Below are 23561 nucleotides of genomic sequence, written 5' to 3' on the forward strand. Positions count from 1 at the left end.
CGAAGACGGAGGTAGGGCACACATGGCACCGAACGAATCCGAAGCCGACGACCTGCGCACGGGGCGCCGCAAGGCCGCGCGCTACGTCGTCCCGGTCACGGTGGTGGGGGTGGCGGCGGCGACCATCGGGCTCGTCCCCGCACTCGCCGCGTCCGGCGACCCCGACCTGCCGAAGATCACCGCACAGCAACTCATAGAGAAAATCGCCAAGTCGGACGTCCAGCAGCTGTCCGGCACGGTCAAGGTCAGCACCGACCTGGGTCTGCCGAACCTCGGCGGCCTGGAGAGCGGCCTGACCTCCGGCGCGGCCGGGGGTGGTGACGGTTCGTCGGCCGACCCGATGTCAAAGCTGCCCGAACTGGCCTCCGGGACGCACACCCTGCGCGTCGCCGCCGACGGCGAGGACCGGCAGAAGGTCTCGCTGATCGAGAGCGCCGCCGAGTACAGCCTCATCCACAACGGCAAGGACGTCTGGGGCTACGACAGCAAGTCGAACGAGGTCTTCCACGGCACCGCGGCCGACGGCGGCGAGAAGCACCGGGACGAGGTCCCCGCCACGCCCAAGGACTTCGCCGACGAGGCCCTGAAGGCGGTCGACGACACCACCTCGGTGAAGGTCGACGGCACCGCCCAGGTCGCCGGCCGCGACGCCTACAAGCTGGTCATCGAGCCGAAGCACGCCTCCGGCACCACGGTGGGTGCGATCAGCATCGCGGTGGACGCCAGGACCGGGCTGCCGCTGAAGTTCACGCTCACCCCGGCGAGCGGCGGCGCCGCCGTGGTGGACGCGGGCTTCACCCAGGTCAGCTTCGCCAAGCCGGCCGCCTCGACCTTCGACTTCACCCCGCCCAAGGGCGCGAAGGTCACCGAGGAGAAGGACGCCGCGAAGGAGGCCACGAAGGACGCCGAGCGGAAGGCCGGCCCGGACCGGCAGTCCCACGAGCCCGGCACGTCGCACAAGGACCCGGCCGGGAGCGGCCCGAAGGTCCTCGGCAAGGGCTGGAACTCCATCGCCGTGATCGACACCGGTAACAAGGGCGGCATCCCGTCGTCCTCCGGCAAGGGCGACCTGAGCGGATTCCTCGGCTCGCTCGGCGACCAGGTCAGCGGCAAGTTCGGCAAGGGCACGGTCTTCTCCACCCGCCTGGTCAACGCGCTGATCACGGACAACGGCAAGGTGTACGTCGGCGCCGTCACCAAGGACACGCTGGTGAAGGCGGCGAACACCGGGCAGTAAGGACGCGACGGGCACGAGGAATCGAGGGAGCCGATGGACGAGGGGGATGACAGCGTCATCCACACGCGCGGGCTCACCAAGCGCTACCGCGGCGGACAGCTCGCCGTCGACGGTCTCGACCTGACCGTCCCGGCGGGCAGCGTCTTCGGCTTCCTCGGCCCGAACGGCTCGGGCAAGACCACCACCATCCGCATGCTGATGGGGCTCATCGAGCCCACCTCCGGCACGGCGCGAGTGCTGGGGCGCCCCATGCCCCGGTCCTCGCGCACCGTGCTCCCGCAGGTCGGCGCGCTCATCGAGGGCCCGGCCCTGTACGGCTTCCTGTCCGGCCGGGACAACCTGCTGCGCCACGACGCCGCCGACCCGACCGCCGACCCCCGCACCCGGCGCGCCCGGGTCGCCGCCGCCCTGGACCGGGTGGGCCTGACGGCCGCGGCGGGCAAGAAGGCCAAGGCCTACTCCCTGGGCATGAAACAGCGCCTGGGTCTGGCCGCCGCGCTGCTCCAGCCGCGCAGACTGCTCGTCCTGGACGAGCCGACCAACGGTCTCGACCCGCAGGGCATGCGCGAGATCCGCTCCCTGGTCCGGGAGTTGGCCTCCGACGGCACGACTGTCTTCCTCTCCTCCCATCTGCTGGACGAGATCGAGCAGGTGTGCACCCACGCGGCGGTCATGGCGCAGGGGCGGCTGATCACACAGGGAGTCGTGGCGGAGCTGGCCGCGGGAGCGCGCGGCCGGCTGGTGGTGATCACACCCGACACGGGGGAGGCGGCCCGGGTGCTGAAGGAACAGGGCGTCGGCGACGTCGCCGCGGGCGAGGACCGGGTGTCCGGCGACCCACCGGAGCGCGACCTCGCCGACGTGAACGCCGCGCTGGTGACGGCGGGCGTCCGCGTACGCGGCTTCGGGGTCGAACGGGCCTCGCTGGAGGACGCGTTCGTGGCACTCACGGGGGAGGGCTTCGATGTCGCGGGCTGAGCTGTCGCCGGGGCAGGCCGCGGACGTGGCCGTGCGCGCCCCGCGCCGGCTGTGGACCTTCGGGCTGCTGCGCAGTGAGCTGGTGACCACCTTCCGGCGCTGGCGCACCCTCGCGCTGCTGGGCGTGCTGGCCGGTGTGCCGGTCCTGGTCGGGGTGGCCGTCAGGATCGAGACGAGGGACGGCTCGTCCGTCGGCGGCGGGGGCGGCGAGGGTCCGGCGTTCATCGCGCAGGTCACCAACAACGGGCTGTTCCTGGTCTTCACCGCGCTCGCCGCCACCCTGCCGTTCTTCCTGCCGATGGCCGTGGGCGTGATCGCGGGCGACGCCGTCGCCGGGGAGGCGAACGCGGGCACCCTGCGCTATCTGCTGGTCGCCCCCGCCGGCCGCACTCGCCTGCTGCTCGCCAAGTACGCCACGACGATGGCCTTCTGCCTGGTCGCCACCCTCGTGGTCGCCGTCTCGGCACTCGTCGTGGGCGCCCTGCTGTTCCCGCTCGGTGATCTGACGACCATCTCGGGCACCCGGATCGGCTTCGCCGACGGACTGGGCCGGGCGCTGCTGATCGCCCTCGTCGTCGCCGCGTCGCTGATCGGGCTCGCCGCCCTCGGCCTGTTCGTGTCGACGCTGACCAACAGCGGGATCGCCGCGATGGCCACGACCGTGGGCCTGCTGATCACCGTTCAGATCGTCGACCAGATACCCCAGCTGCACGCGATCCAGCCGTACCTCTTCCCCCACTACTGGCTGTCCTTCGCCGACCTCATGCGCGAGCCGGTCTACTGGGACGGCCTGGTGAAGAACCTGGAGTTGCAGGCCCTGTACGCGGCGGTGTTCGGCTCGGCGGCCTGGGCACGGTTCACGGCGAAGGACATCACGGCGTAGGGACCGGCCGCGCGTTCCCCGCCCCGGTGAGACGGGCCAGCGGTTCGCTCTCCCGCGGCGGCGCTCCGCTCAGGTCGCCCAGCCGCCAGGCCTCCACCCATGGGACACGGTAGACGTCGATCACGGACTCGATCGGCTTCACCCGCTGGGCGAGCCGCCGCGGCAGCCGGCCCGGCGCGTCCGCGACGAGCACCACGGCGTCCAGGTCGAGTCCGGCGGGCGCCTCGCCCCCGCGGAACACCTCGAGGGCGCGGGTGACGGCGTCAAGACCGGCCGCGTGGGTCCTGGCGACCAGCAGCACCGACTCCGGAGCGCCGGGCCCCGGCCAGGCGCGTCCGCAGTCGTGACCGCCGTAGACGGCCGCGAGCGTGGTCGTGCCCGCGCCGCCGTGGGTGGCCAGCCAGGAGAACCGGCGGGGTGTGACGGGCCGGCCGGCGGGCCGTTCTGGCCTGCCCTCCCATCCGTCGGCCTCGGCGCGGGCGTCGGTCACCGGCCCGCGGACCCAGATCTCCGGTCCCTGTCGTACATCTGTCCGCATGGCTGGCCCCCTCCCGCGTCATCTCGACGATCCTTGCCCGCGAAACGTTACCCGCGTCACAGGAGTGCGGTTCCTGATGCGAGTCTGTGACGTCGTGGTGACGCGGGGAGGGCAGGCGGGCGGAGAGACTCGAATGTACGCGAACGACCGGATGGCACTCATCCGAGTGAGGGAGCCGATGTCTCGACTGAGCCGCGGGAAGAAGCGGGAACACGAGCGTGCCGCGCGGCCGGCTGCACCCGTGGCGACGCCGGTCGCCGTCCATGTGCCGGCGGACGGCTCCGGGGCCTCGGTCGGCGGCGTGCCGGTCCGGCCGACTCCCGGCGAGGAGATCCAGCAGGCCGTCCTGGGCCACCTCCACCGCATCGCCCTCGCCTCCGGCCACCCCGTCCTCGCCACGGTCACCGACGAGCGCATCGGCTACGTCGTCCCCCTCCAGGTCCACACCGACGGTTCCAGCACGTTCGCCGCGGAGCCCCTGCGCACGGCACCGCCGGACCCACCGGCCGACGCACCCCGGCCGGGCCCGGCCCCGCGACCGGAGGACGACAGGGTGACGCACGTACTGGGGCCGGCCCCGGACCCGGCCCCCGAGCCCGACACGGAGCCGCCCTCCCCGCCGCCCGCGCCGCACGGCGAGCCCCGGGTCGGTGGCGGTACGCCGTACGGCGAGAGTGCGCCCACTTTCCCGATGCAGGCGGTTCCCGAGTCGTTGGCGCCGTCCGCCGACGGGGTTCCTGTGTTTCCTGCGCGGGAGTTGCCGGGGTCCGGGCCGGAGGGCGAGCCCCGGGTCGGTGGCGGTACGCCGTACGGCGAGAGTGCGCCCACTTTCCCGATGCAGGCGGTTCCCGAGTCGCAGGCGCCGCCCGCCGAGGCGGTGCCTACGTTCGTGCTGCGGGCGCTGCCGGAAGCGGCGGGTGACACGCCCTTCGGTACGGCCGTCGCCCCCACGGGGGTGTTCGGCCCGCCACCGGTGATGGACGCGAGCCCGGCCGACGTGAACGCGTGGCCGGAACCGGCCGCGCCCGCCGAGCGTTCCCTGACGCCCGGCGACCACGCCCCCGCGTCCGCCACGACTGCGCATCAGCACCAGCACCAGCACCCGGACCCCGACCCCGACCCGGCCGCCCCCGGCCTGGACGAATCCGAGCCCAAGCCCACCCCCACCCCCGCCCGCGGGTTCGACGCCGTGGCCGAGGCGGTGCTCGGGGAGGATCCCAGGACCGCGGCCGGTGAAGCGGGCGCCGTCCTGCTCGCAGAACCCCTGGCGCGGGTCAACGAGGCCGTGAAGGAGGGCCGGATCGAGGAGGCGGCCGCCCTGGCCGAACGCACCGTCGCGGATGCGTCCGGCGTGCTCGGCCCGGAGCACCCCGAGGTGCTGCGGGCGCGCGAACTCACCGCGTACATCGCCTACCTGGCGGGCGATCCGCTCCGTTCCTTCGGTGTCTCCCTCGGCCTCGCCCGCATCCGCCGCCGCGCCGGCGACGCGGCGGCGGCCTACGGCGACGTGCAGAGCGCGGCCACCGCCTGGCGAGCGGTCCGCGACCCCGAACAGGGCCTGCGGCTCGGCCGCGACCTGATCGACCTGTGGGCCGAACTCATCGCCGAGGACGGCCCAGCCGCCGACGACATCGAGCAACTGGAGTCCGCCCGCGCCCGCATGGGCCGCCTGGCCGAACGGGCCCGCGACGCGACCCCGCCGCCCCCGAGCTGACCCGCAGTCCTACGCCACGCAGAACACGTTGCCCTCCGGATCCTCCATCACCACCCACTCCCCGGCGGGCTCCCGCACATGCCGCAGCACGCGCGCCCCGAGCCCCTTCAACCGCTCCGTCTCGTCCGCGCGCCGGCCCTCGCCGGGATGCAGGTCGAGGTGGAGCCGGTTCTTGCCGGACTTGGCCTCGGGCACCCGCTGGAACAGCAGCCGCCGCCCCAGACCGGTGCCGCGTTCCTCGTCGTACGGGTCGTCGGGGTGCCGTACGCCGATCAGATCCCGGAAGGCCGGGCGGCCGTGGAACTCGATGGTGGCCTCGCCCGGCAGCGCCCCGAGTTCCAGCAGCCGTTCGACCAACGCGCTGTTGTCCTCCACCTCGTAGTGCAGCGCGGCGGCCCAGAAGTCGGCCTGCGCGTGCGGGTCGGCGGCGTCGATGACGAGCTTCCAGTGCAGCGGGGCGGGCGCGGAGCCCGCGGGTGTCCGAGTCATGTAACCAGTTATAGTGGTTACATGGGTGAGCATGCCGGGGAAACGCGGGGATCCGCCACCGGTCTGACGCTCGTCTCGTACGACGGAAAGCCCTACCGGTTCGATTCGGGGGCGCTGTGCCTGGAGTTGCTGACGACGGGCGGCCCGGGTGCCTTCGCCCGCTACGAGATGCTGCACGGCCCCGCCGACCTGGTCGCGTGGGCCGGCCGCAGCAGGCTGGCCGCGGGGCTGGAACTGACGGTCGGTGAGGACGAGGTGGAGCGCGCCCGCGCCTTCCGCGACGCCCTGTTCCTGCTCACCGCCGACCGCGCGCACGGCCGCCCGCTCCAGCCGGGCCAGGTGGCCGCGGTCAACGAGACGGCGGCCGGACCGCCCCTCGTCTCCCGGCTCACCCCGGCCGGCACCCGGATCTGGGCGCCCGGCGCCACCGGTACGCGGCTGCTGTCGACGGTGGCCCGGGACGCGATCGACCTCTTCACCGGTCCGTACGCCGACCGCGTCCGCGAATGCGGCGCCCACGACTGCTATCTGCTGTTCGTCGACACCTCACGTCCGGGCCGGCGCCGCTGGTGCGCGATGGAGCACTGCGGCAACAGGGAGAAGGTGCGAGCCCACCGGGCCCGCACCCCCCGCAGGCCCGGCGCGGGCCATTCCGCGTAGCGGGCCCGGGTCCGGCGTGCCATCGGCGGCAGCGGCTACGCGTCCACCGGGTCGGTCTTCGCCGCCGTCGCGGTCCTGGGCGCGGCGAGCCGGGCCCTGAGCCGTGCCGCCCGCCGGGCCGTGCGCAGCCCGTCCCAGGTCAGCAGGGCCAGGGCCAGCCAGACCAGGGCGAAGCCGGCCCAGCGCTCGGCCGGCATGGACTCGTGGAAGTAGGCGACGCCGAGCAGGAACTGGAAGACCGGGGCCATGTACTGGAGCAGGCCCAGGGTGGACAGCGGCACGCGTATCGCGGCCGCCCCGAAGCAGACCATCGGCAGCGCGGTGACGATGCCGGTGGAGGCGAGCAGGGCGGCGTGCCCGGCGCCCTCGGCGGCGAACGTCGAGGTGCCGTGGGCGCCCAGCCACAGCAGATAGCCCAGAGCGGGCAGGAACTGGACCGCGGTCTCGGCGGTCAGCGACTCGATGCCGCCCAGGTTGACCTTCTTCTTCACCAGGCCGTAGGTGGCGAAGGAGAAGGCGAGGCAGAGCGAGATCCACGGCGGGCGGCCGTAGCCGATGGTGAGCACGACGACGGCGGCGGCGCCCGTGCCGACCGCCGCCCACTGCACGGGCCGCAGCCGCTCCTTGAGGAGCAGCACGCCCATCGCGATGGTGACCAGCGGGTTGATGAAGTAGCCGAGGGAGGCCTCCACCACGTGCCCGCTGTTGACGGACCAGATGTAGACGCCCCAGTTGACGGTGATCAACGCGGCGGCGATCACGACGAGGGCCAGCCTGCGCGGCTGGCGCAGCAGTTCGGCGGCCCAGGCCCAGCGGCGTACGACGAGCAGGGCGACGGCGACGAAGGCGAGGGACCACACCATGCGGTGGGCGAGGATCTCGACCGCCCCGGCGGGTTTGAGCAGCGGCCAGAAGATGGGGACGAGGCCCCACATCCCGTAGGCGGCGATACCGTTCAGCAGTCCTGTGCGCCGCTCACCCCTCGGCTGCTCGCTCACTGGTTCCTCCTTCGTGCCGGCCGCGTGACGTGCGGCGGGCATCAAAGAAGGTAGCGCCACGCGCCCCCGCCTGTCATGTCCGTATGGTCAAACGGTCATGACGGGCGGGTGACGGTTTCCCCGGTGTCGCTCAGGCCCCGAGCGCGGCGGTGATCGCCTCCGAGACCGGGCTGGTGGGGCGCCCGATCAGGCGGGACAGATCGCCGGAGGTGATGACCAGCTCGCCCTTCTCGATGGAGGCGTCCACGCCCGCCAGGATCGCGGCGAGCGGCCCGGGGAGCCCGGCGCCGGTCAGGATGCCCGCGTACTCCTCGACGGTGACCGGGTTGGACGTGATCCGCCTGCCGGTCTGCCTGCTCAGCTCGGCGGCGTACTCGGCGAGGCTCCACGCCTCGTCCCCGCCCAGCTCGTAGGTCTTGTTCCCGTGGCCCTCGCCGGTCAGGACGGCGACGGCGGCGGCCGCGTACTCGGCGCGCGGGGCGGAGGAGATGCGGCCCTCGCCGGCGGCGTGGACGACGGCGCCGTGCTCCAGGACGGGGGCGAGCTGCTCGGTGTAGTTCTCGTGGTACCAGCCGTTGCGCAGCAGCACGTAGGGCACCCCGGAGGCCAGCAGGGCCTCCTCGGTGCCGTGGTGGTCGTCGGCGAGGGCGGCCTTCAGGGTGCCGGGGGCGCTGGTGTAGGCGAGCAGCGCGACACCGGCGGCACGGGCCGCGTCGATGACGACCCGGTGCTGCTGGACCCGGCCCTTGTCGAACTCGTTGCCGGAGATCAGCAGGACCTTGTCGCCGGCCGAGAACAGGCCGTCGAAGGTCTCGGGCGCGTTGTAGTCGGCGACCGCGATCCGCACCCCGCGCTCGGCGAGGCCGGCGGCCTTCTCCGGGGTGCGTACGACGGCGGTGACCTGGTCGGCCGGAACCTTCTCCAGCAGCTGTTCCACGACGTGGCGGCCGAGGTGTCCGGTGGCTCCGGTGACGACGATGCTCATGACGGAAGTCTCCTTGTGGGGTGCCTGTGCACTAACGCTAGGAGATGCGCTAACTCTTCGAAAGTACCCACTTTGAAGTAAGGTACTGGCATGGCAGTAAGCGCTGGAAGAGCGGCAAGGGACGTCGTCGCCGACGCGGCGATGTGTCCGTACCGCCTGGTCCTGGAGCACGTCACCAGCCGGTGGGGCGTCCTCGTCCTGATCGAGCTGCTGGAGCGGCCCTACCGTTTCAGCGAACTGCGTCGCGCCGTCGGCCGGGTCAGCGAACGAGGCGTCAGCGAGAAGATGCTCGCCCAGACGCTGCAGACCCTGGAGCGCGACGGGCTGGTCCACCGCGACGCGAAGCCCGTGATCCCGCCCCGGGTCGACTACTCCCTCACCGGCCTCGGCCGGGAGGCCGCCGAACAGGTACGGGCGCTCGCTCTGTGGACTCAGGAGCGCATGGCGGACGTGGAGCAGGCCCGGCGGACGTACGACGAGGCCCGGCGGACGCAGGACGAGGCAGGCCGGACACAGGACGAGGCCCGGGCCGCACGGACCCGGGCCTCGTGAGACGGAGCAGTCCGCTCAGCCGACGACCGTCCAGGTGTCCCCGCCGGCCAGCAGCGCGGCCAGGTCGCCCTTGCCCCGCTGCTCGATCGCCGCTTCGAGCTGGTCGGCCATCGCGGTGTCGTAGACCGGGCGGTCGACGGACCGGAAGACGCCGATCGGGGTGTGGTGGAGGGTGTCGGGGTCGGCCAGCCGGGACAGCGCGAACGCCGTGGTCGGGGAGGCCGCGTGGGCGTCGTGGACGAGGATCTCGGACTCGTTGTCCGGGGTGACGTCCACGACGGACAGGTCGCCGGTGCGCGCGTCCCGGACGACACCGCGCTCGCCGTCGGCGCCGAAGCGGATCGGCTGCCCGTGCTCCAGGCGGATCAGCGCCTCCTGGGCCTGGGTGCGGTCCTTCAGGGCGTCGAAGGCGCCGTCGTTGAAGATGTTGCAGTTCTGGTAGATCTCGATCAGTGCCGTGCCGGGGTGGGCGGCGGCCTGGCGCAGCACCTCGGTGAGGTGCTTGCGGTCGGAGTCGATGGTGCGGGCCACGAAGGACGCCTCGGCTCCGATGGCGAGGGAGACCGGGTTGAAGGGGGCGTCGAGGGAGCCCATCGGCGTCGACTTGGTGATCTTGCCGATCTCGGAGGTCGGGCTGTACTGACCCTTGGTCAGGCCGTAGATCCGGTTGTTGAACAGCAGGATCTTGAGGTTGACGTTGCGGCGCAGGGCGTGGATGAGGTGGTTGCCGCCGATGGACAGCGCGTCGCCGTCACCGGTGACCACCCACACGCTCAGGTCGCGCCGGGAGGTGGCCAGGCCGGTGGCGATGGCGGGGGCGCGGCCGTGGATGGAGTGCATCCCGTAGGTGTTCATGTAGTACGGGAAGCGGGAGGAGCAGCCGATGCCGGAGACGAAGACGATGTTCTCCCTGGCCAGCCCCAGCTCCGGCATGAAGCCCTGGACGGCCGCGAGGATTGCGTAGTCGCCGCAGCCGGGGCACCAGCGCACTTCCTGGTCGGACTTGAATTCCTTCATGGACTGCCGGGCCTGGGCCTTCGGCACCAGGGAGAGCGCCTCGGCCGTGCCCGTGCCTTCCGTGGACGTCTCAGCCATCGATGGCCTCCTTGAGAGCCGCGGCGAGCTGTTGCGCCTTGAACGGCATGCCGTTGACCTGGTTGTACGAGTGCGCGTCCACCAGGTACTTCGCCCGGACGAGGGTGGCGAGCTGGCCGAGGTTCATCTCGGGGATCACCACCTTGTCGTAACGCTTCAGGACGGCCCCGAGGTTCTTCGGGAAGGGGTTGAGGTGGCGCAGGTGGGCCTGCGCGATGGACTCACCGGCCGCGCGCAGCCGGCGCACGGCCGCCGTGATGGGTCCGTAGGTGGAGCCCCAGCCCAGGACGAGGGTGCGTGCCCCGCTCGGGTCGTCGACCTCGACGTCGGGGACCTCGATGCCGTCGACCTTGGCCTGCCGGGTGCGGACCATGAATTCGTGGTTGGCCGGGTCGTAGGAGATGTTGCCGGTGCCGTCCTGCTTCTCGATGCCGCCGACGCGGTGCTCCAGGCCGGGCGTGCCCGGGATCGCCCATGGGCGGGCCAGGGTCCTGGGGTCGCGCTTGTAGGGCCAGAACACCTCGGTGCCGTCGGCCGTCGTGTGGTTGGGCCCCTGCGCGAACTGCACGCTCAGGTCGGGCAGTTCGTCCAGATCGGGGATGCGCCAGGGCTCGGAGCCGTTGGCGAGGTAGCCGTCGGAGAGCAGGAACACCGGGGTGCGGTAGGTCAGCGCGATCCGCGTCGCCTCCAGGGCGGCGTCGAAGCAGTCCGCCGGGGTGCACGGGGCGACGACCGGGACCGGCGCCTCGCCGTTGCGGCCGTACATCGCCTGCAACAGGTCCGCCTGCTCGGTCTTGGTCGGCAGGCCGGTGGACGGCCCGCCGCGCTGGATGTCCACCACCACCAGCGGCAGCTCCAGCGACACCGCCAGACCGATCGTCTCCGACTTCAGAGCCACACCCGGTCCGGACGTCGTCGTCACCGCGAGCGACCCGCCGAAGGCGGCCCCGAGAGCGGCTCCGATGCCGGCGATCTCGTCCTCGGCCTGGAAGGTCCGCACACCGAAGTTCTTGTGCTTGGACAGCTCGTGCAGGATGTCCGAGGCCGGGGTGATCGGGTACGAGCCCAGGAACAGCGGCAGGTCCGCCTGGCGGGAGGCCGCCACCAGGCCGTAGGCCAGGGCCAGGTTCCCGGAGATGTTGCGGTACGTGCCGACCGGGAAGGCCTTGGAGGCCGGGGCGACCTCGTAGGAGACCGCGAAGTCCTCCGTCGTCTCACCGAAGTTCCAGCCCGCCCGGAACGCGGCGATGTTCGCCGCCGCGATGTCCGGCTTCCGGGCGAACTTCGTCCGCAGGAACTTCTCCGTGCCCTCCGTGGGCCGGTGGTACATCCAGCTCAGCAGGCCCAGCGCGAACATGTTCTTGCTGCGCTCGGCCTCCTTGCGGGACAGGTCGAACTCTTTGAGGGCCTCGACCGTCAGGGTGGTCAGCGGCACCGGGTGCAGGTGGTAGCCGTCGAGCGAGCCGTCCTCCAGCGGGGAGGCGTCGTAGCCGACCTTCTGCATCGCGCGCTTGGTGAACTCGTCGGTGTTGACGATGATCTCCGCGCCGCGCGGCAGGTCGCCGACGTTCGCCTTCAGCGCGGCCGGGTTCATCGCGACCAGCACGTTCGGCGCGTCCCCGGGGGTGAGGATGTCGTGGTCGGCGAAGTGCAGCTGGAAGGAGGACACACCCGGCAGGGTTCCCGCGGGGGCCCGGATCTCGGCCGGGAAGTTCGGCAGCGTCGACAGATCGTTTCCGAAAGACGCCGTCTCCGAGGTGAAGCGGTCACCGGTGAGTTGCATACCGTCACCCGAGTCACCCGCGAACCGGATGATCACCCGGTCCAAACGGCGGACGTCCTTCGTCCCGGCCGCCCTGCGCTGCTCTCCTACGACGGCTCCGTCGGCCTGCTCCGCTGGACTGCTGACCTGGCTGGTCACTGAACTGGACCTCCTTCGAGGCTGCTGTGTGGGAGCGGCCTTCCCGAAGACCTTCCCGGCTTCAACCCTACGACCGTGAGGGTCGCCTTCCCTGCATCGTTCGCATGCTGGACGCACCGATGAGACGGTTCGCACGGTCCGACTCAGTGTCGGACGATCACGAGTTCAGATACGTGAGCACGGCCAGAACACGCCGGTGATCCCCATCACTTTGGGACAGTCCGAGCTTGAGGAAGATGTTGCTGACGTGCTTCTCGACCGCGCCGTCGCTCACCACCAGCTGCCGGGCGATTGCCGAGTTCGTCCGCCCCTCGGCCATCAGCCCCAATACCTCCCGCTCCCGCGGGGTGAGCCCGGCCAGCACGTCCTGCTTGCGGCTGCGGCCGAGCAGCTGCGCGACGACCTCCGGATCCAGGGCCGTACCGCCCTCGGCCACCCGCACCACCGCGTCCACGAACTCGCGCACCTCGGCCACGCGGTCCTTGAGCAGATAGCCGACCCCGCGGCTGGAACCTGCCAGCAGCTCGGTGGCGTACCGCTCCTCCACGTACTGCGAGAGCACGAGCACGCCCAGCGCCGGGTGCGCCTTGCGCAGCTGCACCGCGGCCCGGACCCCCTCGTCGGTGTGCGTCGGCGGCATCCGCACGTCCGCCACGACGACGTCCGGCAGCGCCTGCTGGTCGTGCAGCTCCGTGATGGTCTTGATCAGCGCCTGGGCGTCCCCGACACCCGCCACGACCTCGTGTCCGCGGTCGGTCAGCAGCCGGGTCAGGCCCTCCCTGAGCAGCACTGAATCCTCGGCGATGACCACCCGCACCCTGTCCTCCACGATCCTCGGCCCCCCACAGCCTCGCCCCACGGCCTTCCGTGCGACATGGTCCAGCATTCCAGTATTCGGACCGCGCCGCGCCCGGGCCAGGGGAAGTGTAGGGAGGTGACCACATGTTTCGGCCTGCCGCCGCGACCCGTGTGGCCGCGGCCGGCAGGCCGTCATCAGTGGATTCCGGGCGCGCTCAGCGCCGCCAGGGCAGCTCCGCCGTCACCCGGGTGGGTCCCCCGGACGGCGAGTCCACGATCAGGATCCCGTCCACCGCGTCCAGCCGCTCGGCCAGCCCGGCGAGGCCCGACCCCTTGGACACGTCCGCGTCGCCGACCCCGTCGTCCTCGACCTGGAGCATCAGCCGGTCCTCCACCCGCCAGACGTCGACGGAGGCGGACCGCGCCCCGCTGTGCTTGCTGACGTTCTGGAGCAGCTCGGAGACCGTGAAGTACGCGATCCCCTCGATGGCCGCCGCCGGCCGCTCGGCCAGATCGACCTCCACCCGCACCGGCACCGTGCAGCGCGAGGCCACCGCCGACAGGGCCGCGTCCAGGCCGCGGTCCGTCAGCACCGCCGGGTGGATTCCCCGCGCCAGGTCCCGCAGCTCCTGCAACGCGGTCTTCACCTCGCCGTGCGCCTCGTCCACCATCCGCGCCGCCGCCTGCGGATCCTCCGTCAGCTTCTCCTTCGCCAGCCCCAGATCCATCGCCAGCGCCACCAGCCGGGCCTGTGCCCCGTCGTGCAGGTCCCGCTCGATGCGCCGCAGATCCGCGGCGGCCGTGTCGACCACGACCCCCCGGTCCGACTCCAGTTCCACCACCCGCGCCGACAGCCGCGACGGCCCCAGCAGCCCGTACACCAGCACCCGGTCCACCATCGTCAGCGCCCGCACGATCCACGGCGTGGCCAGCGTGAACAGCAGCCCCACCAGCGCGGTCACCGTGATCTCGAACGGGTTGTCCAGATAGATGCCGTGCCGGCCGTCGCCGTACAGCTGGATCCCGCCCTGACCGGCCCACATCGGAAACACCCAGAACCACAGCGGATACGTCAGCAGGCTCCAGCCCAGCGTCCAGAAGACCAGCGAGACCGAGAAGGAGAACACCGCCCACGGGAAGTGCAGGATCGCGTAGACCAGGGCCCGCCAGGAGGTGCCGCTCTTCAGCAGGGCCCCCGTCCAGGCCAGGAGGCCCGGCTCCTTCATCCGCAGCGGCTGCGGCTCGGCGACCTCCAGGCCGAGCAGACGGCGTGCCCGCGCCCGCTCCAGCACGCCGAACAGCCGGCAGCCGGCCAGCGCCGCCGCCAGCACGGGGACACCGAAGAACGTCACCAGCAGGCCCGCGCCCAGCGACACCATCGTCACCGCGTACGTGAACAGCATGATGCCGATCGGCAGGTTCAGCAGCACGTACCCGAACTCGCGCCAGCTGCGGGCCTCGAACGGCGCCCGCAGCCCGGCCGGCAGCAGGTGCCGTTCCCGGCCGGTGCCACCGTCGTGGAACCCGCCCGCGCTGTAGGGCCCGTACCCCGGTGCGTCCTGCGATCGGTACTGGGTGGCCATCGGCGTCGTCCCGTCCCCTCGTTCCGTGTCTCCTGCGGCTGTCCCGCCGTACTCCCAGCGTGCTCGGCCGCGGACGGCGGGACCATGGAGCACGTCGGCGTCTTGGGCGGGGGGTTTTCCCTACCTCGTGCCGGGGGCGCCCCGGCCGGAGGCGGCCACGCCGGACCCGGCCGGACCGGCGCCGTCCGTACGGTCCCGCCACGGCAGCTCCGCCGTGATGGTTGTTGGGCCGCCCGGCGGCGACTCGACGACGAACAGGCCGTCGACCGCGTCCAGCCGCTCGGCCAGACCGCGCATGCCCGTTCCGCCGTCCAGCCGGGCGCCGCCGTGGCCGTCGTCCCCCACCTGGATCAGCAGCCGGCCGTCGGTCCGCCAGACCTCGACGGAGGCGGACCGCGCCCCGCTGTGCTTGCTGACGTTCTGGAGCAGCTCGGAGACCGTGAAATAGGCGATGCCCTCGATGGCCGCGGCCGGACGCGACTCCAGGTCGACCGTCACCCGCACCGGCACCGTGCAGCGCGAGGCCACCGCCGACAGGGCCGCGTCCAGACCGCGGTCGGTCAGCACGGCGGGATGGATGCCGCGGGCCAGGTCGCGCAGCTCCTGGAGCGCGAGTTTCACCTCGCCGTGCGCCTCCTCGACCATCGCGGCGACATGCTCGTCGGACCGGCCCTCCAGCAGCTTCTCCTTGGCCAGGCCCAGACCCATGGCCAGATTGACCAGCCGGGCCTGTGCCCCGTCGTGCAGGTCCCGCTCGATGCGCCGAAGATCCGCGGCCGCCGTGTCGACCACGACCCCCCGGTCCGACTCCAGCTCCGCGATCCGCCGCTCCAGCTCGTCGGACGGCGACAGCAGGCCGCGCACCATCGCCCGGTCCACGTTCGCCAGGCCCCGGGCGAGGAAGGGCAGCACCGGCCAGAGCACGAACAGCGAGGTCAGCGTCACCGTGAAGGTGAGCACGCCCCAGGGGAGCCGTATGAAGTGGTACAGCGCCGAACGCCAGCCCACCGGGTCCTTCAGCGCCGTCCAGAGCCGCCCGGGCAGCCCCTTCGAGCCGTGCAGCGACAGCGGGCTCGGCTCGTCGATCCGCACCCCGAGCAGCGCCCGTGCCCGCGCCCGCTCCAGCCGGCCCAGCAGCCGCGAGCCCGTCAGCCCGACCGCCAGCAGCGGGAAGCCGATCACGTTGAGCGTCAGCGCGCTGCTGGTCAGCAGCACCGTCACCACGTAGACGAAGCCGAACAGCGATACTGGGAGGTTCACCAGTAGATGCGTGATCTCCTTCCAGGTGGGCAGGTCGTAGGCGAAACGGGCCGGGGGCAGCCGGTCCTCGGTGCCTGCTGCCGCGGGATCGGCGGTGGAGATGCGAGCGGTCATAGGGGTCAGCGTGCCGTGCGGCGGCCGACGGCGCCATGAGGTGGGCCGCCCTCACCCACTGGGGAAAACCCCACCTTCGCGCCCCAGGGTGTGACGGGCTGCTTACCCGCCCTTTATCAGGGCCTAGACTCCCGTGCGTACAGATCGTCGAACAGCCGAACAGCACGGGGCCGGGGAAAACAGGTCCGACAGGGCCAGGGAGTGAGGAACGGACGGTGCGGGAGACGTTGCGGGGGTCGACCGCCGTCGTCGCGGCGGACTACTTCCAGTCCTATTCGGTCGTCGGACTGCTCGCCCTCGTCGGCGTGCTGTTCGTCGCCGTCGCCTTCGGTGCGGGACGCCTGCTGCGTCCGGTGGTCCCCACCCCGGAGAAACTGCTGACGTACGAGTGCGGCGTCGACCCCGTCGGCGAGGGCTGGGCGCACACCCAGGTCCGCTACTACGTCTACGCGTTCCTGTACGTGATCTTCGCGGTCGACTCGATCTTCCTGTTCCCCTGGGCGACGGTCTTCGCCGCCCCCGGCTACGGCGCGACGACGCTCGTGGAGATGTTCATCTTCCTCGGCTTCCTGGCCGTGGGCCTGCTGTACGCATACAAGAAGGGCGTCCTGGCATGGACGTGACCCCCATCACCCCCGAACCGGTACCGCTGCCGGAGCCGAAGCGGCTGGGCGCGCTCGCCCGGCTCGCCCCGGAGCCGATGAAGGTCGTCCTGAACTGGGGCCGGCGCTACTCGCTCTGGGTCTTCAACTTCGGCCTCGCCTGCTGCGCGATCGAGTTCATCGCCGCGTCGATGGCCCGGCACGACTTCATCCGCCTCGGCGTGATCCCGTTCGCGCCCGGGCCCCGCCAGGCCGACCTGATGGTGGTGTCCGGCACGGTCACGGACAAGATGGCCCCGGCGGTCAAGCGGCTGTACGAGCAGATGCCCGAGCCCAAGTACGTCATCTCCTTCGGCGCCTGCTCCAACTGCGGCGGCCCGTACTGGGACTCGTACTCCGTCACCAAGGGCGTCGACCAGATCATCCCGGTGGACGTCTACGTTCCCGGCTGCCCGCCGCGTCCCGAGGCGCTGCTCCAGGGGATCCTGAAACTCCAGGAGAAGATCGCGCGCGAGTCGCTGGGGGAGCGGTACGCGACCGGGCCGGCCCGTCCTTCGACGGCGGCGCTGCAGAGCGGGCTCGTACGGCCGCCGGCCACCGCGACCACCGGCGAGGGGGACCCGCGATGAGTGGGGCCGGCTGGCTGCCCGCGCCCGTCGACGAACTCTTCGGGACGGGGGCCACGGCGCAGGAGTCCTACGAGGTCCTGACGGTGGACGTGCCGCCGGACACGTGGATCTCCGCGCTGCTGACCGCCCGCGACGAGCTGGGCTGCACGTACTTCGACTGGCTGAGCGCCGTCGACGAGCCGGGCACGGGCTTCCGCGTCTCGGCCCACGTCGTCGCCCTCGCCCCGGTACGGCGCCTGCTGGTGCGTACGACGGTTCCGCACGAGGCGCCCGTCCTGCCCACCGCGGTGGACGTCTACGCGGGCGCGGCCTGGCACGAACGGGAGACGCACGAGATGTTCGGCGTCTCCTTCCAGGACCACCCGGGCCTGGACCACCTCCTTCTGCCGGAGACCTTCGAGGGCCACCCCCTCCGCAAGGACTTCGTCCTCGCGGCCCGCGTCGCCAAGGCCTGGCCGGGGGCCAAGGAGCCGGGCGACTCGGACCACGGCGGGCCCAAACGCCGCCAGATGCTGCCGCCGGGCGTGCCCGACCCCAACGAGTGGGGCCCCCAGAAGGGCCAGCTCCCGCCCGCCCCGTCCCGCCCGGCGCGAGGCGCGGCCCGGGCGGCGGGCGACCGCCCGGTACGCCGCACGCGCACGGCGGCGGAGGGCTCGTCCGGCCAGACGGAGACGACCGCTCCCGGGACCGAGCAGCCCGCGGCCCCCGCCGCCCGGCCCCGCCGGATGCGCAGCGCGAGCGAGGGCTCGGCAAGCCAGACGGCTCACCACGACGAGGGCACGACGCCGGGACCCGCGGTTGCGGCTGCGTCCGAGAAGGCGGCGTCGGGGTCTGCGGCTGCGCTTGAGGGTGCGGCTGCGGGGTCCGGGGTTCGCGCCGAGGACGCGGCTGGAAACGCCGGCGGGCGGCGTGCGGGGGCCGAAGGCTCGCTGGCGCGGGGTGAGAGCCGGGCTGCGGGACGGACCCAGGGCGCGGCGTCGGGGTCTGCGGTTGAGGGTGCGGCCGCGAAGCCCGGGGTGACACCCGAGAGCGCCGCGACCGCGCCGCGGGCTGCGGAGCCGAAGGTTGCGACGACCGCCGAGGGCACGCCTGGAGTCGGCGGGCCGGGGTCGGTGGCCGAAGGCACGGCGATGCGGCGCGTAAGCGAGACGGCAGAGCGCACGGAAGGTCCGTCGGCCGAGTCCGGGGCCGCGCCCGAGGGTGCGGCGGCCGACGTCTCGGCCGGCGCCGAGGGCGTGCCTGGGCGGGACGGTGCCGTAGTCGGCGAGAGTGCCGCTGAGGACCCTGGGGCCGGGGTCGAGGGTGCGCCTGAAGACACCGGCGCCGAGGGCGCGGTGGCGCGGGAGCAGGCTGGGCGGACTCGGGGCGCGAGCCGGGTGGCACGCGGCGACGGGGGTGCCGAGGCGGAGGTTCCGGGCGATGCCGAGGGCGCGTCCGGGCGGGACGGTGCCGTAGACGGCGAGAGTGCCGCTGAGGACCCTGGGGCCGGGGTCGAGGGTGCGCCTGAAGACGCCGACGCCGAGGGCGCGGTGGCGCGGGAGCAGGCTGGGCGGACTCGGGGCGCGAGCCGGGTGGCACGCGGCGACGGGGGTGCCGAGGCGGAGGTTCCGGGCGATGCCGAGGGCGTGCCTGGGCGGGACGGTGCCGTAGACGGCGAGAGTGCCGCTGAGGACACCGGGGCCGGGGCCGAAGGCACGGCCACGCAGGCCCCGGGGGCCGAAGGGGTGCGGAGTGCGGCCGAGGGGTCGGCGTCGCGGCGGGCGGGGGCCGCGGGGCCTCGCCGTGCGCGGAGTGCGAGCGAGGGCTCGGCGTCACAGCGCGGGCAGACGGCGGCCCCGAAGCCGCCCACGGCACCGCGCAGCTCGGACGCCCCCTGGCACCACGCCCGCCCCGCGTTCGACGAACCCGAACCGGAACCGGGGCCGGCCCCCGAGGACGACGACCCCGACGCCACGACCCCCACCACCACCCCCGACGACCCGGAAGGAGGCACGCGGTGAACGACACCGTCGACGTCGCCCTGCGACTCGTGATCGTCTTCGCGGTGTTCCTGACCTTCCCCCTGATCGTGGGTCAGACCGAGCACAAGGTGATGGCGCACATGCAGGGCCGCCTCGGCCCCATGTACGCCGGCGGCTTCCACGGCTGGGCCCAACTCGTCGCGGACGGCGTGAAGTTCGCGCAGAAGGAGGACGTGGTCCCGGCCGGCGCCGACCGCCGTGTCTTCCAGCTCGCCCCGGCCGTGGCACTGCTGCCCTACCTCCTCGTGCTGCTCGCCATCCCGATCGGCCCCGGTGAGGGTGCCGTCGGCCAGGTCCTCGACGCGGGCATCTTCTTCGTGCTCGCGATCATGGCCATCGGCGTCCTCGGCTCGCTCATGGCCGGCTGGGCCTCCGCCAACAAGTTCTCCCTCCTCGGCGGCCTGCGCACCGCCGCCCAGCTCCTCGCCTACGAACTGCCGATGCTGCTCGCCGCCGCCTCCGTGGCGATGGCGGCCGGCACGGTCTCCCTGCCCGGCATCGTCCACGCCTTCCAGTGGTGGTGGCTGCCCTGGCAGATCGTCGGCGCGATCGTCTTCTTCGTCGCCGGCCTCGCCGAACTGCAACGTCCGCCGTTCGACATGCCCGTCGCCGACTCGGAGATCATCTTCGGCGCGTACACCGAGTACACCGGTCTGCGCTTCGCCCTGTTCCTCCTCGCCGAGTACGCCGGGATCGTCGTCCTGTGCGGCCTGACCACCGTCCTCTTCCTGGGCGGCTGGCACGGCCCGTGGGGCGCCGCCGGCCTCGGCTGGGTCTGGACCCTGCTGAAGACGGCGGTCCTCGCCTTCGTGGTCATCTGGCTCCGCGTCACCTACCCGCGGCTGCGCGAGGACCAGCTCCAGAAGTTCTCCTGGACCCTCCTCGTCCCCCTTTCCCTCGCCCAGATCGCCCTCACCGGCGTCGTCAAGGTGGTGATCCAGTAGCCATGGCACCCATCCCCGGCAGCGGCCTGGCCAAGGGCCTGGCCGTCACCCTCCGCACGATGACGAAGAAGACCGTCACCGCGCAGTACCCCGACGTCCAGCCCGACCTCCCGCCGCGCACCCGCGGCGTGATCGGCCTGTTCGAGGAGAACTGCACCGTCTGCATGCTGTGCGCCCGAGAGTGCCCGGACTGGTGCATCTACATCGACTCCCACAAGGAGACGGTCCCCGCGGCGACCCCCGGCGGCCGCGAACGCAGCCGCAACGTCCTCGACCGCTTCGCCATCGACTTCTCCCTGTGCATGTACTGCGGTATCTGCATCGAGGTCTGCCCCTTCGACGCCCTGTTCTGGTCCCCGGAGTTCGAGTACGCCGAGACCGACATCCGCGACCTCACCCACGAGCGCGACAAGCTGCGCGAGTGGATGTGGACAGTGCCCGCGCCACCCGCCCTCGACCCCGGCGCGGAGGAACCCAAGGAGATCGCCGCCGCCCGCAAGACCGCCGAGAAGCTGGCGGCCGCGCAGGCCGAACCGGGGGAGGGGGACACGTGAGCATCGCCGCCGCAAGCCACGGCTTCCTCTCTCCGACCGGTGTCGAGATCGCCTTCCTCCTCGTCGGCCTGGTCACCTTCGGCGCCGCCCTCGTCACCGTCACCACCCGGCAGCTCGTGCACGCCGCACTGTGGCTGGTGGTGACCCTCGGCGGCCTCGCCGTGGAGTACCTGCTGCTGACCGCCGAGTTCATCGCCTGGGTGCAGGTCCTCATCTACGTGGGTTCCGTCGTCGTCCTCCTCCTGTTCGGCCTGATGCTCACCAAGGCGCCCATCGGTCGCTCCCCGGACGCCGACTCCGGCAACCGCTGGGCCGCCCTGACCGTCGCCGTCGCCGCCGCGGCCGCCCTGGTCTGGGTGGTCGTCGACGCCTTCCGCACCACCTGGATCGACCTGGACGGCGCCGCCGCCGGATCGACGAGGGTCACCGGTGAGAGCCTGTTCCAGAACTGGGTCCTGCCCTTCGAGGCCCTCTCCGTCCTGCTCCTGGCCGCGCTGGTCGGCGCGATCGTCCTGTCCCGCAAGGCGAAGGCGACCGCGGCCGCCCCCCAGGCCCCTGCCGCCACCCAGGCCCCGGGGGCCCACGGCGACCCGGGCGCGAAGGAAGGTGTCCGCTGATGCACCTCGCCTATCCCGCCGTGCTCTCCGCCCTCCTGTTCTGCACCGGCCTGTACGGCGTCCTCGCCCGCCGCAACGCGATCCTGGTCCTGATGTCCGTCGAGCTCATGCTCAACGCCGTCAACCTCAACCTGGTCGCCTTCGACGTCTGGCTCAGCAGGGCCGCGATCGAGACCCTGCACTCCGGGCAGGCCCTGACCCTGTTCACCATCGCCATCGCCGCCGCCGAGATCGGCATCGGCCTGGCGATCGTCCTCGCCGTCCACCGCAACCGCGGCACCTCGGACATCGACCGGCTCCGCGACTCCGCCGAGGGCCCCGACGACTCCGACGACGGCCCCCACGGCGCCGCCGCGACCGCGCAGGCCGCCGAGAAGGCTGAGGCCACCGCGTGACCACGACCACCCTCGCCGTCCTCGTTCCGCTCCTTCCGTTCCTCGGCGCCGTGGCCGGCCTGCTGCTCGGCCGCACCGCGCCCGGCTTCGTCCGCCCGCTCGCCGTCCTGCCGACCCTCGCCTCCCTGGTCCTGGCCGCGCTGGTCGCCGCGGACCAGGGCGGCGGACGGGCCGTCGACGCCGCCACCGAGCTCACCCCCACCGGCTCGGTGCCCATCGAACTCGCCCTGCACATCGACGGCTTCGCCGCGCTCGTCGCCGTCCTGGTCGGCGTCGTCGCCACCTGCGTGCAGATCTACTCCATGGGCTACCTGCGCGACGACCCGCGCTACCCCTCGTACGCCGCCCTCGTCTCCCTGTTCACCTCCGCGATGCTGCTCGTCGTCTACTCCGGCGATCTGATCGTGCTGCTGGTCGGCTGGGAGGTCATGGGCATCTGCTCCTACTTCCTGGTCGGCCACTACTGGGAGACCCCCGAGGCCCGCGCCGCCTCCATCAAGGCCTTCCTGGTCACCAAGCTCGGCGACGTGCCCTTCCTGATCGGCCTGTTCGCGCTCGGCACCGACGCGGGGTCCTTCCGGATCACCCAGGTCCTCGGCACCGTCGCGAGCGGCGGACTGCACCACCCGACCCTGATCGCCCTGCTGCTCCTCGCCGGCGTGGCGGGCAAGTCGGCGCAGTTCCCGCTGCACACCTGGCTCCCCGACGCCATGGCGGGCCCGACGCCCGTCTCCGCGCTGATCCACGCCGCGACGATGGTCGCCGCCGGTGTCTACTTCGTCGCCCGGCTCCTCCCCGTCTTCCAGGCCTCCTCGGCCGCGATGGTCGTCCTCGCCGTCATGGCCGCCGTGACGATGGCCGGCTCGGCGCTCGCCGCGCTCGCCCAGGACGACATCAAACGCGTCCTCGCCTACTCGACGATCGGCCAGCTCGGCTACATGACCGGCGCGCTCGCCGTCGGCGACCGCGGCGCGGCCGTCTTCCACCTCCTGTCGCACGGCGCCTTCAAGGCGCTGCTGTTCCTCGCGGCCGGCGTGATCATCCACGCCGCCGGCACCAACTCGCTGGCCGCCATGTCCCGCATGAGCAACCTGCGGGACCGCGTCCCGGACGCCTACTGGACGATGACCGTGGCGCTCCTCGCACTCGCCGCGATCCCTCCCTTCAGCGGCTTCTTCTCCAAGGAGTCCGTCCTCGGCGCCGCCGAGCACGCGGCCACCGGCCACACCGGCCACGTCCCCGCGGCGGCGGGCTGGACGGTCCTCGTGGCCGGACTCCTCACGGCCCTGCTCACCGGCGCCTACGCCATGCGCCTGTGGCTCCTGGCCTTCCGCGGCCGGGGCGCCGAGGCCCCCGACCACGGCAGGCAGCCCCTCGTCATGAACGCCGTGCTCTGGGTGCTCGCCCTCCCGTCCCTCGCCTTCGGCGGCCTCGCCTTCCGCGTCCTGCCCGGATGGTTCGACGGCCGGGACCTGACCCCCACGCTCATCACCTCCGTCCTCGGCACCGGCGTGGCCCTGGTCGGCGGCATCGTCATCTACGGCGCCTGGCAGCACACCACCGTGCTCGCCGCCCGGGCCCCCCTCGGCGCCGTCGCCGCCCACCCCGAGGGCGGCGCCGGACTCGTCGAGGCCGAGGCCATCGCCACCCACCGGCCCGCGTACGGAGACATCGCCCACGCGCCCGACCTCGCCGACCCCGGACGGCTGCTGCTCGGACCGCTGCACCGGCACGCGGCCGTCGGCTTCCACCTCGACGCCGTCTACGCGGCCCTCTTCGTCCGCCCGGTGCTGGCCGGAGCGAGCCTCGTCCGGTTCCTCGACCGGGAGGTCGTCGAGACCTACGTACGCGGCGCCGGAGCCGTACCCCGACTGCTCGGGGCCGCCGTTCGGCGGGCCCAGACCGGCAATGTGCAGACCTATGTGAGCGCGCTGCTCGCCGGCACCGTCGTCCTGGCGGTCGCCGCCGTCCTTCTGGCCACGGGAGCGTGAGCA

23 protein-coding genes are annotated in these 23561 nt (G+C 72.5%); 14 read left to right on the plus strand and 9 right to left on the minus strand.

Annotated features, from left to right (window positions below; genetic code table 11):
• The first annotated feature begins 22 nt into the window (after positions 1-22).
• From ACWC91_RS26245 to ACWC91_RS26255, 3 genes are read left to right on the plus strand one after another with little or no spacing between them, the layout of a single operon-like run.
• Positions 23-1237, plus strand: a complete 1215-nt coding sequence (locus tag ACWC91_RS26245) for a LolA family protein (RefSeq protein ID WP_225078046.1) — start codon at positions 23-25, stop codon at positions 1235-1237.
• Positions 1238-1270: 33 nt separating this feature from the next.
• Positions 1271-2215 (plus strand): ABC transporter ATP-binding protein, encoded by a 945-nt coding sequence (locus tag ACWC91_RS26250; protein WP_281156877.1) that lies wholly within the window; start codon positions 1271-1273, stop codon positions 2213-2215.
• On the plus strand, positions 2202-3098 hold the full coding sequence (locus tag ACWC91_RS26255) for an ABC transporter permease (RefSeq protein WP_225078044.1): 897 nt from the start codon (positions 2202-2204) through the stop codon (positions 3096-3098). Before ACWC91_RS26250 ends, ACWC91_RS26255 begins: the two co-directional genes overlap by 14 nt.
• Here the strand turns inward: ACWC91_RS26255 and ACWC91_RS26260 are convergent.
• The gene (locus tag ACWC91_RS26260; RefSeq protein ID WP_225078043.1) at positions 3088-3636 is read right to left on the minus strand and encodes a DUF6668 family protein; all 549 of its coding nucleotides are present in this window, start codon (positions 3634-3636) and stop codon (positions 3088-3090) included. The two genes, ACWC91_RS26255 and ACWC91_RS26260, sit on opposite strands and share 11 nt — an antisense overlap.
• Positions 3637-3814: 178 nt before the next feature.
• Between ACWC91_RS26260 and ACWC91_RS26265 the strand changes: the two genes are divergently transcribed.
• Positions 3815-5350: a tetratricopeptide repeat protein gene (locus tag ACWC91_RS26265; RefSeq protein WP_450641727.1), complete on the plus strand. Its 1536-nt coding sequence runs from the start codon at positions 3815-3817 to the stop codon at positions 5348-5350.
• 9 nt (positions 5351-5359) lie between these two features.
• Here the strand turns inward: ACWC91_RS26265 and ACWC91_RS26270 are convergent, their stop codons facing one another.
• Entirely contained in the window at positions 5360-5839 is a 480-nt protein-coding gene (locus ACWC91_RS26270) for a VOC family protein (RefSeq protein ID WP_225078041.1), read from the minus strand.
• Between the two features lie 21 nt (positions 5840-5860).
• On the opposite strand from ACWC91_RS26270, the gene ACWC91_RS26275 reads away from it, so the two are divergent.
• Positions 5861-6499, plus strand: a complete 639-nt coding sequence (locus tag ACWC91_RS26275) for a CGNR zinc finger domain-containing protein (protein ID WP_450641729.1) — start codon at positions 5861-5863, stop codon at positions 6497-6499.
• A gap of 35 nt (positions 6500-6534) precedes the next feature.
• On the opposite strand, the gene rarD is transcribed toward ACWC91_RS26275, so the two are convergent.
• Both rarD and ACWC91_RS26285 read right to left on the minus strand, forming a co-directional pair.
• Positions 6535-7539, minus strand: coding sequence for an EamA family transporter RarD (gene rarD, locus ACWC91_RS26280; RefSeq protein WP_263638231.1), 1005 nt, complete (start codon positions 7537-7539; stop codon positions 6535-6537).
• A gap of 88 nt (positions 7540-7627) precedes the next feature.
• A complete protein-coding gene (locus ACWC91_RS26285; RefSeq protein ID WP_225078038.1) occupies positions 7628-8482 on the minus strand; it encodes an SDR family oxidoreductase in 855 nt (284 codons plus the stop codon).
• A 90-nt stretch (positions 8483-8572) separates the two neighbouring features.
• Between ACWC91_RS26285 and ACWC91_RS26290 the strand changes: the two genes are divergently transcribed.
• Positions 8573-9034: a winged helix-turn-helix transcriptional regulator gene (locus tag ACWC91_RS26290; protein ID WP_225078037.1), complete on the plus strand. Its 462-nt coding sequence runs from the start codon at positions 8573-8575 to the stop codon at positions 9032-9034.
• 15 nt (positions 9035-9049) lie between these two features.
• Here ACWC91_RS26290 and ACWC91_RS26295 read toward each other — a convergent pair whose 3' ends face one another.
• From ACWC91_RS26295 to ACWC91_RS26315, 5 genes are all read right to left on the minus strand, one after another.
• Positions 9050-10129 carry a 2-oxoacid:ferredoxin oxidoreductase subunit beta gene (locus ACWC91_RS26295; RefSeq protein WP_225078036.1) on the minus strand — a complete coding sequence of 360 codons (1080 nt, stop codon included), beginning with the start codon at positions 10127-10129 and terminating at the stop codon, positions 9050-9052.
• Entirely contained in the window at positions 10122-12050 is a 1929-nt protein-coding gene (locus ACWC91_RS26300; protein ID WP_281157476.1) for a 2-oxoacid:acceptor oxidoreductase subunit alpha, read from the minus strand. Before ACWC91_RS26300 ends, ACWC91_RS26295 begins: the two co-directional genes overlap by 8 nt.
• Before the next feature lie 157 nt (positions 12051-12207).
• Positions 12208-12867 carry a response regulator transcription factor gene (locus ACWC91_RS26305; protein WP_301184424.1) on the minus strand — a complete coding sequence of 220 codons (660 nt, stop codon included), beginning with the start codon at positions 12865-12867 and terminating at the stop codon, positions 12208-12210.
• 196 nt (positions 12868-13063) lie between these two features.
• Entirely contained in the window at positions 13064-14431 is a 1368-nt protein-coding gene (locus tag ACWC91_RS26310) for a sensor histidine kinase (RefSeq protein ID WP_225078034.1), read from the minus strand.
• Positions 14432-14551: 120 nt separating this feature from the next.
• Positions 14552-15805, minus strand: coding sequence for a sensor histidine kinase (locus ACWC91_RS26315; RefSeq protein ID WP_450641732.1), 1254 nt, complete (start codon positions 15803-15805; stop codon positions 14552-14554).
• A gap of 215 nt (positions 15806-16020) precedes the next feature.
• Here ACWC91_RS26315 and ACWC91_RS26320 point away from each other — a divergent pair, with 215 nt between their 5' ends.
• Genes ACWC91_RS26320 through ACWC91_RS26355 form a run of 8 tightly spaced genes read left to right on the plus strand, consistent with a single transcriptional unit; the run spans position 16021 to position 23558 of the window.
• Positions 16021-16428, plus strand: coding sequence for an NADH-quinone oxidoreductase subunit A (locus ACWC91_RS26320; protein WP_141359431.1), 408 nt, complete (start codon positions 16021-16023; stop codon positions 16426-16428).
• Complete coding sequence (locus ACWC91_RS26325) at positions 16419-17036, plus strand: NADH-quinone oxidoreductase subunit B (protein ID WP_225078032.1); 618 nt, start codon at positions 16419-16421, stop codon at positions 17034-17036. The genes ACWC91_RS26320 and ACWC91_RS26325 overlap by 10 nt, the downstream gene beginning before the upstream one ends.
• Complete coding sequence (locus tag ACWC91_RS26330) at positions 17033-19036, plus strand: NADH-quinone oxidoreductase subunit C (protein WP_450726067.1); 2004 nt, start codon at positions 17033-17035, stop codon at positions 19034-19036. The genes ACWC91_RS26325 and ACWC91_RS26330 overlap by 4 nt, the downstream gene beginning before the upstream one ends.
• Positions 19033-20001: a complex I subunit 1/NuoH family protein gene (locus ACWC91_RS26335; RefSeq protein ID WP_450641736.1), complete on the plus strand. Its 969-nt coding sequence runs from the start codon at positions 19033-19035 to the stop codon at positions 19999-20001. Before ACWC91_RS26330 ends, ACWC91_RS26335 begins: the two co-directional genes overlap by 4 nt.
• A gap of 2 nt (positions 20002-20003) precedes the next feature.
• Positions 20004-20555: a NuoI/complex I 23 kDa subunit family protein gene (locus tag ACWC91_RS26340; RefSeq protein ID WP_225078029.1), complete on the plus strand. Its 552-nt coding sequence runs from the start codon at positions 20004-20006 to the stop codon at positions 20553-20555.
• Complete coding sequence (locus ACWC91_RS26345) at positions 20552-21172, plus strand: NADH-quinone oxidoreductase subunit J family protein (RefSeq protein WP_225078028.1); 621 nt, start codon at positions 20552-20554, stop codon at positions 21170-21172. Before ACWC91_RS26340 ends, ACWC91_RS26345 begins: the two co-directional genes overlap by 4 nt.
• On the plus strand, positions 21172-21567 hold the full coding sequence (gene nuoK / locus ACWC91_RS26350; RefSeq protein ID WP_141359425.1) for an NADH-quinone oxidoreductase subunit NuoK: 396 nt from the start codon (positions 21172-21174) through the stop codon (positions 21565-21567). Before ACWC91_RS26345 ends, nuoK begins: the two co-directional genes overlap by 1 nt.
• On the plus strand, positions 21564-23558 hold the full coding sequence (locus ACWC91_RS26355; protein WP_225078027.1) for an NADH-quinone oxidoreductase subunit 5 family protein: 1995 nt from the start codon (positions 21564-21566) through the stop codon (positions 23556-23558). The genes nuoK and ACWC91_RS26355 overlap by 4 nt, the downstream gene beginning before the upstream one ends.
• The last annotated feature ends 3 nt before the right edge of the window (positions 23559-23561 follow it).

The organism is Streptomyces sp. NPDC001204 (assembly GCF_053598035.1).